Genomic DNA, 13,910 nt, shown 5'->3' with positions numbered 1-13,910 from the left:
AATCGCGTGAAGCATAAGCAATATGGCTTGCATCGGCGTGCGTGGGCTGATTTTCTGGTCGCCAAAGCCGAAAGCATCGACCCTGATCCGTCGCACGCTCCGGACAAAAGCGGAGGGGACGGGATGGCCACTGGATTGGCAAAGCGACTGGCGGCATTCGGCATGGTTATCCTGCGCGAGGCGATCGGCGTCTACTGGACGCTCGTCAAGATCATGCTGCCGGTGATGGTGCTGACGCAGCTGGCAATCGAGATGGGCTTGATCAAAGCCATTTCTCCTGCCTTCGCTCCCGTCATGCAGTTCGTGGGGCTGCCGCCTGAAGCCGGTTTTGTTTGGGCTATGAACCTGCTGGTTGGCGTGTGGAGCGGGGCAGTGGTGATGTTCGCCGTCTTGCCGGTCGACACGCTCACCACAGCTCAGGTGACGATCCTCGGTTCGCTTTTCCTCTTCGCTCATGCTCTTCCCATCGAACAGCGTATCGTACAAAAGGCCGGCCCGCGCCTGATTGTCTCGACGCTGATACGGCTTGTTGGCGGACTTGTTTTCGCATGGGGGATCAACCTGATTTCCAGTCATACCGGCTGGCTGGCAGAACCGGCTGCACCGAGCTGGGTGCCGGGCCATTACGATTCAAGCTGGAGCAGCTTCGTCGCCGATACGGCCTCCACGCTGGTCTGGATATTTATCGTCCTGCTCGGTCTGGTGGCCGTGCTGAGAACAATGGACGCGCTGGATGTGACGCGCTTCCTCAACCTGCTTCTTTCACCCTTGTTGCGCTTGCTCGGCATATCGAAAAATGCCGCTCCATTGACCGTGGTCGGGCTGGTGCTGGGACTGTCCTATGGTGGAGGTCTCATCATCCGTGAAGCACAGCGCGGACACATTCAGCCTCGGGACGTCTTTCTCGCGTCGAGTTTCATGGGGCTGTGCCACAGCCTGATCGAAGATACGCTGATCGTGGTGGCCCTTGGCGCGGATATCTATGTCGTCCTTTTCGGTCGATTGATTTTCTCCATTGTTCTGGTCGCGATATTTGCCAGACTTCTGCGCGGAACGGGCGACGCCTTCTTCTTCCGCTTCCTTTATCGGGATACACTGCACGGCAAATCCCGACTGCACTACGGGGCAACGGTTGAACAGCCAGCAGATTCATCGCGCTGAGCTATTATTTCATCTGAAAAGCATCGTCTGGAATTTCATTCTTGAGCATTCTCGCTCGGAATGAGCGCATCGATGACACTGGCAAGCTGCATGTCACGCTCACCCGCCTCCATGGTACGCCTGAGTACTTCAAGCACAGTTGCAGCGGCGCTGCGGGCTGCCTCGATCAATGTATTCCCCCGCGTAAGCTTGGCGGTCAGAAGGCCGGTGAAAAGGTCACCAGTCCCGACAGGTACGATCGGCAGGCGCGGCGATATCAGTCGCGTGCGGGTCTCGTGGTCGAAGACGATGTTTTCCAGCGAGCCTTTAGGAGTGTCGGCAAGTTCGCAACTGGTCACAACCAGCTGTGCGCCGTGAAGTGCCTGCACACACCCCGCCGCGGCTTCAAGTGCAGCCCAGGAGGTTACATCTGTTTGTGCGATAAGACCCAATTCGAACTGGTTGGGCGTCAACAGATCGGCTAGCGGAACAAGCCGTTCAACGATACATTCCACCACCTGATCGGCAACGAAGATCCCGAGGTTCATATCGCCCATGACCGGATCGCAAATGTACTTTATGTCGGGATTGATCTGGCGGGCGCGTTCGACGAACGCGGCGACCACATCCCCGTTTGCCTGAGAGCCGAGATAGCCAGAAACAATATAGTGGCTTGTTTCAATCAATCCGCGCTCTTCGACACCGCGCAGAAGATCGCCGACCAGTTCGGATTCGAGAACCCGCCCGCGCATGGTTTCGAAATGCGGATTGTTGGACAGCAAGGTCGTGGGGACTGCAGCGACATTCAACCCATGGGCCTGCATGGGCAGAACCGCAGCGCTGTTGCCAACATGCCCGTGCACAACCTGGCTCTGGATTGAAATGATGGAAGTGGTCATTCCAGTGCTTTTAGCAGTCATTTTGCAGCTCCTTCGCTCACGCTCAATTCGGTCCGTTCACGACGCGGCAGACGACCGTTGAGAACGATATAGGCAACCAATCCGATTATCAGTCCCCAGAAAGCACCGCCGATGCCGAAGAGATTGATGTTTGCGGCGGATGCGAGAAAGGTAATCAATGCTGCCTCGCGATGCGTGTGGTCTGACATGGCTCCAGCCAGGCTGCTGCCTATCGTGCCCAACAGGGCCAGACCTGCGAGCGTTGTGATAAAGCTTGCGGGAAAAGCCATGAAGACAGCTGCGAGCGTCACACCGAATATGCCGACGAGAATGTAGAACACGCCCGCTGCAATACCGGCGATCCAGCGCTTGGATGGATTTTCGTGTGCTTCAGACCCGGTCGCGATTGCTGCCGTGATTGCCGCAATGTTGAAGGCATGCGATCCGAATGGCGCCATGATGAGCGAGCCGAGACCTGTTGCGGTAACGATTGGATTGGCGCTGGTCTTGAAACCGTCATTACGCAGAACCAGCATCCCCGGCATATACTGTCCCGTCAGTGTGATGAGGAACAATGGCAGCGCGACGGACAGCAGGGCATTGAGAGAGAATGCAGGCATGGTGAAGACTGGAGTTGCAAACTCCAGTCGCAGTCCAGACAGGTCGACCCTGTTTTGCAGAAGCAGGAAGGCCAGTCCGAGCACGAGAATGCCGACTACGGCGTAGCGAGCGGACAGCCGTTTCAAAACCACATAGGCAACAATCAGCAGTCCAGCCAGCAACGGGTCGGTGGTGGTGCCGCCGAAGGCCCCTATTCCGAATTGCAACAGAATGCCGGCCAGAAGCCCTGAAGCTATGCTTGGTGGTATCAGCCGGATGACTTTCTCGAAATAGCCCGACACACCGAGGATGACGAATGCGAGAGCCGAAATCATGAAAGCGCCGATTGCCTCGGCGTAGGATGTGGTGGCAAGTGCCGTTACAAGAAAGGCAGCCGCTGGCGTCGACCAGGCGGTGATGATCGGCTCGCGGTAGCGCCAGCTGAGATAAAGGCCGGTAAGCCCGACGCCAATCGAAACCGACCAGACCCAGGAGGCAGTCAGTTCCGGGCTCAATCCCGCAACCTTTGCGGCCTGAAAAACAAGAATGAATGTGCCGCCATAATTGACAATGACGGAGATTAGGCCCGCCACGATGGGATGGGCAAGGTCGCTCAAGCGGATCGATGACGTTGAAGCACGGGATGGTATCATCCTCAAAAACCTTCTGGAAATTGGGCACATGGCCTGCAAGTCGGGCTGAAAAGATTGATTGACAGTTAGCTGTTTAATGGCCTGATATGCCCATCCATTTTTGACAAAAGGACCAGTCCATTTGTTCAGGCATTCGCAACTTGAATCCGTCAAGGCTTGGATTGGCCACCCCGCCCATGCGGCAATGCCGCTCCATGCACGTATTCAGCGGTCGATCCGGCAACTGATCATCGATGGTGCGCTGGGGCCGGGAAAGCCGCTTCCGGCTTCGCGCAGCCTCGCCAAATCGCTGGGTGTCTCCCGAGACACAATCGAAGCGGCTTATGCGCAGCTGCATGCAGAGGGCTTTATCGACCGCCGGGTGGGCAGTGGAAGTTTCGTGGCGCAGATAACGGAATTCACACCCGGACACAGCGTTTCCCAGCGCGAAGCGCTATTACGCAATCAGGCGCCCAATCTGAGCAAACGTGGAGCAGCCATGTTCCGAAGCGGTGGTGTGCGCGAGCTGCTGGCGCCACGGCCTTTCGCTCACGGTGTTCCGGAAACCCGAAATTTTCCGCTTCAGCTTTGGGAGCGTCTGGAACGGCAGGTTTTGAAGGAAGCCGGCACGCAAGTGCTACTGCATGGTCATCCGCAGGGGACGGAGCCTTTGCGACGCGCTGTTGCCGAGTACATGAACCTGGAGCGCGGAGGACGCGCGACACCTGACAGGGTGCTGATCCTCACCAGCTCGCAACAGGCGCTGACTTTATGTGCCAACATGCTGTTCGACCCCGGTGACCGCATCTTCATCGAAGACCCGGCTTATTACGGCGCACGCAAGGCGTTCGATGCTGCAGGCCTTGAATCCATTCCAGTCAATGTGGACGACCAAGGCATTGTGATCGAGCGGATGGTTGGCGAAACGCTCAAGGCCAAGGCCGTGTTTCTCACACCCTCGCACCAGTTTCCAACCGGCGCGACCTTGTCGTTGGATCGTCGACTAGCGCTGATCGAATGGGCCGCCCGCCAGCAGACATGGATTATCGAAGACGATTATGACAGCGAGTTTCATTACGCCGGCAAACCGACCGCCTGCGTACAAGGCCTCGACCGGCATGAGCGGACAATCTATATCGGCACTTTCACCAAATCACTCTTTCCGGGCCTGCGTATCGGCTACATGGTATTGCCGCCGCAACTGGTCAAACCGATGACCGTTGCGCGCACTCTGCTTGATGGGCATTCCGCACCGATGGCGCAGTTGACGCTTGCCCGGTTTATGGAAGGTGGACATTTCGGCGCGCATGTCCGGGCCATGCGCGGCATCTATGCTGAACGGCGCGATGTACTGGCCAGACTGATCGAGCGATATCTGGCGGATTTCGTCGAGCCGCATGTGCCTGCCGGAGGGTTACAGATGTCTTGTCTGCTCACCGGTGATTTATCGGAGCGCAATGCCATCGCTGCAGCCCAGCGTGTCGGTATCGAACTCCTCGGCCTGTCCGGGCTTTACGCGGCCGGTGATGGAAAGGCCGGTTTTCTGATGGGGTTTGCAGCCTATACGCCGACAGAAATCGAGACCGCAGTTAAAAAGCTGGCGACGACCTTTCGCACGATCATGAAGCCATAGGTGCTCGAGTGGTCAGCAGTTGAATGATCGTCATGACCGGATGACTTGGAAATTGGTCTGATCTTTGTGCTAGAAGTGGATGGGAGAACCAGACCACCTCTGTGATACAAGCTGGCGGGATGGTTGCCATGTCGTATCCGGGCAGCGGCAAGCATTTGTATCGGCGCTTGAAGGGAGATTGGCGATGCAACTATCTGTCGAGCCGCAGCCGGTTGAGGGACAGGCAATCAAAGACGAGATAGCGCGTTTCGGTGCTGATCCGACTTCTGTTTTCGCGAGCAATCTCAAAGAGGTTCGCGCGCGGATCGCCGCGGCTTGTCATCGCAGCGGACGCGATCCGAACGATGTGCGCCTTCTCCCGATCACAAAAACAGTCCCGGCTCGCATCCTGCGGCACGCTTATGCGGCTGGAATTCTCGATTTCGGAGAAAATAAACTTCAGGAAGCGCGCGACAAACAAACGGCCCTGAACGATTTGCCGATCCGTTGGAGCATTGTCGGCCATCTGCAGACAAACAAGGTCAAATATCTTGTTCGTCTTGCATGGGAATTCCATGCGCTGGATAGTTTCCGCCTGGCGGAAGAACTGAATCGCAGACTGGACGCAGAAGATCGTGATCTTGATGTTTACGTTCAGGTCAATACTTCGGACGAGGAAAGCAAATATGGGCTGCATCCGGACGATCTCATGTCGTTCGTGGCGCGTCTCTCAGAGTTTCCCCGCCTCAAACCACGTGGGCTGATGACGCTCGCAATTTTCAGCTCCGACACAGCGCGCGTGCGCGCCTGCTTTCGTCTGCTTCGTGGTCTGCGGGATCGTGTTGTTGATGTGCATCCGCATATGAACGGACTTTCCATGGGCATGTCTGGCGATTTCGAGGTTGCAATCGAGGAGGGGGCAACCGTGGTACGGGTCGGGCAGGCCATTTTCGGCCCGCGTCCGACCAGCAATGGTTATTACTGGCCGGGTCTGGCTGCGGACGCCCACACTCAGACTTCTGGCGGCCTGCGATAGCAGTATACGCCAGAAAAATGCGGGGTCAGGGTTTCAGGCTGATCCAGTATGAACCTTCAAACGGGACAGCCGCGAAACGCTGGTTAATTTCCGCCAGTGTCGCTTCGGGGCTGATATCCGCGAACAGTTCCGGTCGCAGCCAGGCGGCGAAGGCTTCTGCTGCCAGAACATTCAAGGGAACGGCATTGAAAAAGTTCCACAATCCATGCACGCGCTTGTCGTTCACCGCCTTCAAACCAGCGCGGAAAGGATTTTTCAGGGCATTTGAAAGTGTGTCGCGCGCTTCCTGTTCGCTTACACCCGGCCCGACCGAAAAACCGCTATACTTCCCGCCTGGGGATGAGGTGGCGATGTAAACTTGCGGGTCGGCGGCAACGATAAACTCGCTGCTGATCACCCCTCCCTGTGCTGGTCCATCTGAAGCAATATTTCGACTGCCGGTCAATGTGATGAACTCGCCCATACTGGTTCGCCCGTAAGCGTAGCAGCATTGATCGGCATTGGGAAAGGCTTCCAGCAATACAGTCGGTCCGGCATCGCTCTTCGCCACCCGATCACGAATGCGGGCAATGCGCTCGTCATAGAAGTCGGCAAAAGCGTTAGCCTGCTCCTCGCGGTTGAGTACCTTGCCCAGCAGGCGCATGTTTTTCGAAGTATTTTCGAGTGCATGATTGCCGAAGTCGACCACGAGCACCGGTATGCCCATTTTCTCGAGATAGGCGATCGCCTGCACGCCTTCATCATTGCGCATCTGCCAGTCTGAAAGAATGACCAGATCGGCTTTTACAGAAACGATTTTCTCGACCGAAACTGTAATGCCGTCGCCAATGATCGGCAGCTTTTCAATTTCCGGGAAGCGCTGTTTGAAGCCGGCATAGATTTCCGGATTGTCCCCCTTGAGGTCTCCGGCCCAACCGGCCAACACACTGACGGGATCTGGATGGACGAGCGACAACGCTATCAGATTGAATCCGCTGCCAAGCAATATGGATTTTGGTTGGGCGGTAATGGTGACTTCCCGGTCAAGCGCATCCTTGACGTGAATGGGATAGGTTACCTCTGCAACAGCGCTTTTACCGAGGGCCAGCCAGATTACAGTCAGACACACAACAAGACGGATCATTTCATTGCTTTCTAAGTTCGGGGAGCGCGCATAATTCACCGCATCCGGCAACGCCCGGCAGTTTATAGCGCAGGCAGCAAATCTTGCGCCGGCACAAATTGGCGCCATGATCTGTTTCTTGACGCAGACACCCAAAAAACGGGTTGCGCGTTCCATCGTCAAAAATCTGCGTTTCAAAAAGCGGGCGACATGGCCAGCCATCACGACAATGGTTTTCAGCTGCGCTGTTGACGGCGTAGTCGATATAGACTGCTGCATTATTCCAGGCGAGCTTCGGTGAGATGCCGGTGCGGTCTTTCAGGACTTGAACGACAGTGTTCAGATGGCTTTTTGCGACATGGCTGATAACCGTCATTACATCCGGCGCGTCACAAGCTTGCCCTTCGTGGGGCAAGCCAAAGGAACGTGGCAAGCCCTGATCATTGATGGCAATGGTCATATTCTCGAGCTCGACCGGAAGGGTCACTCCACTTTGTCGGGCGCAGATATAGGGAATGACCAGAAGCGAAAAATAATAGAGCGACCAGAACGAAGAAACCGCCCGCAGGTCGGCATCAGGATAGGCGGCTGCGCATTGATGCAGGGTTTTCGTCAGGAGAGGGCCGTACAGAAATTCCGACAGAGGCATGCTGTCAGTCATTTCGCAGGACAGCATCATACTATCGGCACACCATGCATTGTCACCATGGAACAGTGCTCTCAGGCCTTGGGGCCTGAGAGCTTGCAGTGCTTCATTTCGGGTATCGGCGCTTACCATGAATATTTCAGGCTGCCGACAACAGTGCGGCCCTGATCACGATAACAGAAACCTGCGGAGCAGACCGGCTTGCTGGTGTCGAACAGGTTGGTGGCGTTGACCTGCAGTTTGACGCCTTCATAGTCCTTCTTGATCGCGCCAAAATCGAAATCAATTGCTGCATCGACAAAGGCGCGCGAACTGTTTTTCATAGTGTTTTCGTCATTGCCGTAACTTGAGCCGACAAAACGGACACCTGCGCCGACACCCAGCCCGTAAAGGAAGCTGTTCTCAGGCAATTTATAGTGAGCCCAGGCTGACGCCATGTGGGTCGGTACAGATGAGATTTCATTGCCCACTGTTCCGTCCGGGCCGTCCTTGATGCTGGTCTGCATGTAGCTATAGGACGCAATGAGGGAGAGGCCGTTGTCGAGACTGGTGCTGGCTTCCAGTTCCAGACCGCGCGAACGCAGTTTCCCGCGCTGTACCTGAATGTTGGCCGGGCCAGCATCCAATTCGACCACTTCGTAATAGAGACCGTTGTCCTGATTGATGTTGAACAGGGCGGCCGTTATCAGGGTGTTGCTGTTGGGCAGCTGATACTTGATCCCGACTTCCTGCTGTTCGCTTTCCGTTGGCTCGAACGGATTGCCTGTTGCCCGGTTTACACCGGCATTGGGCGAAAAGGCTGTCGAATAGCTGGCATATGGCGTGATGCCCCAAGGTGTTTCGTAAGTCAGCCCGGCGCGCCATGTGAAGGCCTTGTCACTCTGATCAAAATCGCTGGACGTGCTGGTTGCCAGATCGGTGTTCTTGGTGTCGGTGCTGACCCAGTCCTGACGACCGCCGAGGGTTATGGTCCAGGCATCATAGCGGATCTGATCCTGCAGATAGATGCCAGCCATGAGCTGGTCCTGAACGTCTTTTGTCTGGAAATCGATTGGCGCTACAGGGCGCCCCATGGACGGATGCCTGGTATCCAGCGGTGGCGTATAGCCATACCCGTTCAATCCCTTCCATTGCAGCTTTGTCAGGTCTACGCCGGCCAAAAGCGTGTGCTCGAAATTGCCGGTATCGAAGCTTGCTTCCAGTTGATTATCGATGGTGAAACTGGTCAGCCGCTCCTCAAAAGTGCCTGCGCTGCTGTCGAGAAGCAACGGATCGATTTCATTGGCCTGATAGGCAAAGGCCCAGTCGGCTCCGATCTTGGTCGATGCAAGGCGGGCATTCTGGCGGAACACGAAAGTGTCGTTGAGGCGGGTTTCAAATTCATAACCGACACGCCCCTGCGTTTGTACTGAGTCATTGAAGGCAGTGTTGCCTGCAAAAATGTCGGATACCTTGCCCGTTACGGCATCGTAATAATAAGCGGCAGTGCCGCCGGTTTTGATGCGGGAGAACTCGCTGAGGATTGTCAGGCGCGTGTCTTCGTCGGGCTTCCACGTAAATGCCGGTGCAATGTAAATGCGGTCGTCGGGAACCGAGGGCTGTTCGGTATCGGCGTTGCGCCAAAGCCCTGTCAGGCGGTAGTAAAGTGGGTCGCCTTCCTTGACCGGGCCGGAGAGGTCGAACTGGGTCTGATAACGATTATTGGTACCGTACTGGACCTGTACTTCGTGAAGCGGGGTTTCGGTCGGGCGCTTGCTGATCAGGTTGAACAGACCACCGGCACCGGAAGCACCGTAAAGGGCTGACGATGGGCCGCGCAGAATGGAAACGCCTTCCAGGCCATAGGGTTCAGTCTTGAACAGCGCCGAGCTTGCTCCGGGCTGGCGCAGATTGTCACGAAAGACACCGGTATACGTGACGTCGAAGCCACGCACGGTGAAGGAGTCGAACCGCGGATCGAAGCCAAAGCCGCCAACGCGTGCACTGGGCGTATAGGCAATGGCGTCGAGCAAGGTCTGCGGATTACGATCTTCAAGCTGCTGTTGGGTGACGGACGAAATGGACTGTGGGGTCTGCACAAATGGCGTGTCGATCTTGGCGCCGGTCGCGCTGCTGCGCGCCACATAACCGTCCGCATCGATCACGCCGCCGCTGCCGCCGTCGATCACAATCTTGTCGAGAACGATTGCACCATTCTCCGTTGGAGAGGCAGTGGTCTGGTCCTGTGCTATTGCCGTGGCGGCAAGAGCAATCAGGGATGTACCAGCCAGAATTGTACGACGAAGAGGCATGCAATCGGAGCGCATATAGAATATTCCCAACATGATTTTGACAATCATGAGTGATATATTCATGTATTGGTGCTGGCAAGAAATTACATGATTAAAAGAGTCATGTTTGTCGGTTTGTAGTCATCCTGCAACACTCCCACTTTTGAAGCGGCGAAAGACCGGAACAGGTGTATGAGCGCATGATGCTCAACCGCTCATTTGAGGCTTTGGTGAAGGCCACGATGAATTCTGGCAAAGTGATTGGTTCCGGTGCAATCGTCTTACTCTGCGGACCGGTGTGGTGCGATCAATGTGGGTGAGCATGATGATGGCAAGCACGTCAGGTTCATGACCACTGGCGTCAGCGCTAGCATGGGTTATCATCTTGCCAGAGAACTGACTGTCGGGGCAGCTTCGGCTGTGGTCGTGATGATAGTGATATTGGCGACAAAGAGATACGCAGCACCGCTTGAATATCGTGGTCTGATAGCTGCAGACGGAGACCGTGAACACGGTTTCCTGGTCAATTTCAAGAAGCAGTTCTGATAATGGAGGCGGCATGTTCCGCCTGTCCATCCTTCTTTTATTTGCATCGGACGGCTCTCAGGTCAGCCAGTTTGTCACGTCGTTACGGACAGTTCGTCGAAAGGCACTTGACTGATATATAGCCATTCGGCTATGTATCAACACATAGCCAATTGGGTATGAATTGAGCGATGACTATGCGAGACGAAGTTTTCAAAGCTTTATCCGATCCGACCCGACGGTCGATATTTGAACGACTTTGCCGAGAGGGCGAGAAGACGGTTACGGTTTTGACCGCAGGAACGAGTGTGTCCCAGCCGGTCGTCTCAAAGCATCTTGCCGCTCTCAAGAGGGCAGGCCTCGTCAGTGATCGTCACGAGGGGCGCCAAAGCCACTACAGGGCCGAATACACGGCACTAATTCCACTGATCGATTGGGCGAAAGAGTTGAACGGTTTCTGGGAGCAGAAGTTCGATGCCCTTGAAGACCTGTTGAAGAGGATGGATCAATGACCGAGATATCAGATGATGTGCGAACGGTAATTGTTGAGCGTGAAATGCCTCATCGGCCTGAAAAGCTCTGGCGCGCATTGACGGAGCCTCACCTCATCGCGGAATGGCTGATGAATAATGATTTCGCTCCGACCGTAGGCCATTGTTTCAAGCTCAAAGGTGAGTGGGGCGGGGTGCTGGATTGTGAGGTTCTGGTGGTCGAGCCGAACAGGCGGCTATCCTACACCTGGAACCACACCCATGAGGACGAAGCATACAATCTCAGAAGTATCGTGACCTTGACTTTGATACCTACCGCCACCGGGACACATTTGCGGATGGAACAGTCGGGCTTTATGCCAGGTCAGAAACAGGCCTTTCACGGTGCACATCATGGATGGCGAAATTTCCTTGAAAAGCTCGATGCCGTCGCCGCTGATTTGGACTGAACCCGCTCCTGGAGAGAGTGCCGCAAAGCATAATGAGCCGGAAGGAGCTGGAGTTCAGCCAATGTGGTTGGCGAACTCCATAAGGAGAAGCACATATGGTCTTGAATAAATCCATACGCCAAATTCACCGCTGGTTGTCGATCATATTCACGCTTACCGTGATTGCGAATTTCGTCACTATGGCGTTCGGGCAGCCTCCGGTGTGGATCGTCTATTCTCCGCTTCTACCGCTGTTTATATTACTCGCAACCGGGCTGTATCTGTTTATTCTGCCCTATACTCTGAGACGGGGTGAGTGAAGCCTTTTGACCCTGTTCGATAGGCCCTTTCACCAGGCCAGCTTGGGCACCGCGTCAAGCAGCATGCGCGTATATGGCTGTTTTGGCTGAGTGAATATTTGAGAAACGGTACCTTCTTCGACAATCTTGCCGTGATGCATGACAACAACGCGGTCGCACAGATGGCGAACGACAGACAGGTCATGGCTGATAAAAAGCAATGTCAGATCAAGGCTTTTCCTCAGTTACAACAGGAGATTGATAACCTGTGCCTGAATGGAGACGTCGAGCGAAGCCACTGGCTCGTCGCAAACGATGAGCTCCGGTTGCATTGCCAGTGCTCGCGCAATAGCAATGCGCTGTCGCTGTCCGCCGGAGAACTGGTGAGGATAACGGTCTGCCAGCGCCGGATCGAATGCCACTGATTTCAGCCAGCGATTGACATATTCGCGCGCGTCTTTCTTGGTGCAAAGCCCGTGTGCGATCGGCCCTTCCGCGACGGACTGAAATATTGTGCGGCGTGGATCAAGCGATGCAAAGGGGTCCTGAAAGATCATTTGAACGGACGTGCCGATCTTGCGGTCTTTTTCCCGGACCTTGCGAGCGTCAACCAGAACATTACCCGAAGTTGGCGTGGAGATGCCGCAGATGATGCGGCCAAGCGTTGATTTCCCCGAGCCGGATTCGCCGACCAGCCCCAGCACTTCGCCGCGTGCAGTCGTAAGAGTTGCGGACTGAACGGCATGGACGGCATGAGCTGGTTTGGCGAGGCCGAGCCGTTGGGCAAAACGGCCAAGCGAGCCTACCGGCTTTTGGAAGACCATCGTAACGTCATCGGCGCTGACGAAGTTCGGGCTTGGGGCGAGAGATTTGTTCTTCTGCGTCTCTATAATTGAACATTCGCCAGCGTTCTCGGTGGCGCTTGAGGTTAGAAGCTCCCCTGGCTGTTTTCGTGACGGCAGGGCATCAAGCAGGCCTTGAGTGTAGGAGTGCTTGGGAGAACCGAGCACTTCGGCAACGCTCCCCATCTCGACAATCTTGCCAAGCCGCATGACGGCTATTCTCTGTGAGATTGAAGCAACAGTCGCGAGATCATGGCTGATCCAGATCATCGAAATGCCCAGTTCTGAGACGAGCGCTTTCACTTCTTTGAGGATTTCCGCTTGAACCGACACATCGAGCGCCGTTGTGGGTTCGTCCGCGATTACCAGTTTGGGCTTGTGAAGCAGCGCAATAGCAATCGCCACGCGTTGGCGCATGCCACCTGAAAACTGATGTGGATACTGGTCGACCTTCTTTTCCGGCTCGACAATGCGCACCCGCGCCAAAGCTTCGATCGCTCTGCGGCGAACTTCGGCATCCGAAGCCTTTTCGTGAGCGCGGATAGCCATTGCGATCTGGTCGATGACCTTGAGGACCGGGTTTAGGGTCATCATGGGGTCCTGAAAGACCATAGAGACTTCCCGACCGCGAATGCTGCGCAATTGGTTTTCCGGCAATCCGACCAGCTCCCGGCCTTCAAATCGAATTGAACTTCCGGGTTGAATTCTGCCAGGCTTATCGATCAGGCCAATCAGAGAGAAACCGGTGATCGATTTTCCTGAACCGGATTCTCCGACAAGGCCAAGTATTTCGCCTTTCCCGATTTCAAATGAGATGCCATCGACGGATTTCACCGTACCGCGGTCAGTTTCAAAATAAGTGGAGAGATTGTCGACTTGTAGCAGAGCTGTCATTTGCGCAGCCTCGGATTGAGTATGTCTCTGATCTGATCGCCCATGAGATTGATGGCCATGATCAGAACGATCAGCGCAACGCCCGGATAGATGGAAATCCAGTAGCGGCCCGACAGAAGATACTGGAAGCCATTGGCAATCAACATTCCAAGGGAGGGCTCTGTTGGCGGCAGGCCGACACCAAGAAACGAAAGCGTGGCTTCCAGCGAAATGGCTGAAGCAACTTGCACAGTTGCCACGACGATGAGCGGTGGCAGGGAGTTGGGCAGGATATGCCGTGTTACGACGTGCCAGCCACTCATCGGCACGGAAAGGGCTGCCTGCACGTAATCCTTTTGCCGTTCCGCCGCCGCGCATGCGGTGCCATCTCCGGAATTTGCGGGCCGCGCAATCCTGTTCTGGCGGCACGTGCAGTCATGGAGCAGACCGAACACGTATTTTTCGCAGGCGAAGGGGCAAAGCGATTTTGCGAAGCTGCCGGTCTGGAAATGATG

The 13,910-nt window shown here is 55.5% G+C and carries 15 protein-coding genes and 1 pseudogene; 8 read left to right on the top strand and 8 right to left on the bottom strand.

Annotated features, from left to right (window positions below):
* The first annotated feature begins 6 nt into the window (after positions 1–6).
* Positions 7–1,161 carry a nucleoside recognition protein gene (locus CES86_RS22620; protein ID WP_235820001.1) on the top strand — a complete coding sequence of 385 codons (1,155 nt, stop codon included), beginning with the start codon at positions 7–9 and terminating at the stop codon, positions 1,159–1,161.
* A 35-nt stretch (positions 1,162–1,196) separates the two neighbouring features.
* Here the strand turns inward: CES86_RS22620 and pdxY are convergent, their stop codons facing one another.
* Together pdxY and CES86_RS22610 are read right to left on the bottom strand one after the other, a co-directional pair.
* Positions 1,197–2,060, bottom strand: coding sequence for a pyridoxal kinase (gene pdxY / locus CES86_RS22615; RefSeq protein WP_094515500.1), 864 nt, complete (start codon positions 2,058–2,060; stop codon positions 1,197–1,199).
* Entirely contained in the window at positions 2,057–3,292 is a 1,236-nt protein-coding gene (locus CES86_RS22610) for a benzoate/H(+) symporter BenE family transporter (protein WP_181834073.1), read from the bottom strand. The genes pdxY and CES86_RS22610 overlap by 4 nt, the downstream gene beginning before the upstream one ends.
* Before the next feature lie 121 nt (positions 3,293–3,413).
* On the opposite strand from CES86_RS22610, the gene pdxR reads away from it, so the two are divergent.
* Positions 3,414–4,904, top strand: a complete 1,491-nt coding sequence (gene pdxR, locus CES86_RS22605; protein WP_094515499.1) for a MocR-like pyridoxine biosynthesis transcription factor PdxR — start codon at positions 3,414–3,416, stop codon at positions 4,902–4,904.
* A 184-nt stretch (positions 4,905–5,088) separates the two neighbouring features.
* Positions 5,089–5,919, top strand: a complete 831-nt coding sequence (locus CES86_RS22600; RefSeq protein ID WP_094515498.1) for a YggS family pyridoxal phosphate-dependent enzyme — start codon at positions 5,089–5,091, stop codon at positions 5,917–5,919.
* Positions 5,920–5,944: 25 nt separating this feature from the next.
* Here CES86_RS22600 and CES86_RS22595 read toward each other — a convergent pair whose 3' ends face one another.
* The 3 genes from CES86_RS22595 to CES86_RS22585 are packed head-to-tail and all read right to left on the bottom strand — an operon-like array spanning position 5,945 to position 9,973.
* Entirely contained in the window at positions 5,945–7,042 is a 1,098-nt protein-coding gene (locus CES86_RS22595; protein ID WP_094515497.1) for an ABC transporter substrate-binding protein, read from the bottom strand.
* A 1-nt stretch (position 7,043) separates the two neighbouring features.
* Positions 7,044–7,799 (bottom strand): siderophore-iron reductase FhuF, encoded by a 756-nt coding sequence (gene fhuF / locus CES86_RS22590; RefSeq protein ID WP_094515496.1) that lies wholly within the window; start codon positions 7,797–7,799, stop codon positions 7,044–7,046.
* Positions 7,793–9,973 (bottom strand): TonB-dependent siderophore receptor, encoded by a 2,181-nt coding sequence (locus tag CES86_RS22585; protein WP_040128828.1) that lies wholly within the window; start codon positions 9,971–9,973, stop codon positions 7,793–7,795. The genes fhuF and CES86_RS22585 overlap by 7 nt, the downstream gene beginning before the upstream one ends.
* 276 nt (positions 9,974–10,249) lie before the next feature.
* Between CES86_RS22585 and CES86_RS22580 the strand changes: the two genes are divergently transcribed.
* The 4 genes from CES86_RS22580 (at position 10,250) to CES86_RS28045 (ending at position 11,701) form a co-directional block, all read left to right on the top strand.
* Positions 10,250–10,483, top strand: coding sequence for a hypothetical protein (locus CES86_RS22580; RefSeq protein WP_114048075.1), 234 nt, complete (start codon positions 10,250–10,252; stop codon positions 10,481–10,483).
* 170 nt (positions 10,484–10,653) lie between these two features.
* Positions 10,654–10,974 carry an ArsR/SmtB family transcription factor gene (locus CES86_RS22575; RefSeq protein ID WP_010659318.1) on the top strand — a complete coding sequence of 107 codons (321 nt, stop codon included), beginning with the start codon at positions 10,654–10,656 and terminating at the stop codon, positions 10,972–10,974.
* Positions 10,971–11,402 carry an SRPBCC family protein gene (locus CES86_RS22570; RefSeq protein WP_010659317.1) on the top strand — a complete coding sequence of 144 codons (432 nt, stop codon included), beginning with the start codon at positions 10,971–10,973 and terminating at the stop codon, positions 11,400–11,402. The genes CES86_RS22575 and CES86_RS22570 overlap by 4 nt, the downstream gene beginning before the upstream one ends.
* 95 nt (positions 11,403–11,497) lie before the next feature.
* Positions 11,498–11,701, top strand: a complete 204-nt coding sequence (locus tag CES86_RS28045; RefSeq protein WP_010659316.1) for a hypothetical protein — start codon at positions 11,498–11,500, stop codon at positions 11,699–11,701.
* Positions 11,702–11,730: 29 nt separating this feature from the next.
* Here CES86_RS28045 and CES86_RS28040 read toward each other — a convergent pair whose 3' ends face one another.
* From CES86_RS28040 to CES86_RS22555, 3 genes and pseudogenes are all read right to left on the bottom strand, one after another.
* Complete coding sequence (locus CES86_RS28040) at positions 11,731–11,841, bottom strand: ABC transporter ATP-binding protein (RefSeq protein WP_235820005.1); 111 nt, start codon at positions 11,839–11,841, stop codon at positions 11,731–11,733.
* Between the two features lie 84 nt (positions 11,842–11,925).
* Complete coding sequence (locus CES86_RS22560) at positions 11,926–13,416, bottom strand: ATP-binding cassette domain-containing protein (protein ID WP_235820000.1); 1,491 nt, start codon at positions 13,414–13,416, stop codon at positions 11,926–11,928.
* Positions 13,413–13,769 (bottom strand): annotated as a pseudogene (locus CES86_RS22555) (ABC transporter permease); the annotation flags it as partial. The gene CES86_RS22560 and the pseudogene CES86_RS22555, both read right to left, overlap by 4 nt.
* Here CES86_RS22555 and CES86_RS28035 point away from each other — a divergent pair.
* Positions 13,689–13,910: isoaspartyl peptidase/L-asparaginase (locus CES86_RS28035; protein ID WP_235820004.1), on the top strand; the 222-nt coding region annotated here is incomplete at its 3' end. The pseudogene CES86_RS22555 and the gene CES86_RS28035 sit on opposite strands and share 81 nt — an antisense overlap.

The sequence above is a fragment of the Brucella lupini genome (genome assembly GCF_002252535.1).
Classification (GTDB): Bacteria; Pseudomonadota; Alphaproteobacteria; order Rhizobiales; family Rhizobiaceae; genus Brucella; species Brucella anthropi.
Note: the sequence above shows the minus strand (reverse complement) of the source record. Positions and strands in the feature narration are given on the sequence as shown.

Coding starts and splice junctions, on each gene's coding strand:
- CES86_RS22570 (WP_010659317.1), top strand. CDS start 10,971: ATGACCGAGATATCAGATGATGTGCGAACGGTAATTGTTGAGCGTGAA.
- CES86_RS22610 (WP_181834073.1), bottom strand. CDS start 3,292: ATGATACCATCCCGTGCTTCAACGTCATCGATCCGCTTGAGCGACCTT.
- pdxY (WP_094515500.1), bottom strand. CDS start 2,060: ATGACTGCTAAAAGCACTGGAATGACCACTTCCATCATTTCAATCCAG.
- CES86_RS28045 (WP_010659316.1), top strand. CDS start 11,498: ATGGTCTTGAATAAATCCATACGCCAAATTCACCGCTGGTTGTCGATC.
- CES86_RS22560 (WP_235820000.1), bottom strand. CDS start 13,416: ATGACAGCTCTGCTACAAGTCGACAATCTCTCCACTTATTTTGAAACT.
- fhuF (WP_094515496.1), bottom strand. CDS start 7,799: ATGGTAAGCGCCGATACCCGAAATGAAGCACTGCAAGCTCTCAGGCCC.
- CES86_RS22575 (WP_010659318.1), top strand. CDS start 10,654: ATGACTATGCGAGACGAAGTTTTCAAAGCTTTATCCGATCCGACCCGA.
- CES86_RS22600 (WP_094515498.1), top strand. CDS start 5,089: ATGCAACTATCTGTCGAGCCGCAGCCGGTTGAGGGACAGGCAATCAAA.
- CES86_RS22595 (WP_094515497.1), bottom strand. CDS start 7,042: ATGATCCGTCTTGTTGTGTGTCTGACTGTAATCTGGCTGGCCCTCGGT.
- CES86_RS28040 (WP_235820005.1), bottom strand. CDS start 11,841: ATGCATCACGGCAAGATTGTCGAAGAAGGTACCGTTTCTCAAATATTC.
- CES86_RS22585 (WP_040128828.1), bottom strand. CDS start 9,973: ATGCGCTCCGATTGCATGCCTCTTCGTCGTACAATTCTGGCTGGTACA.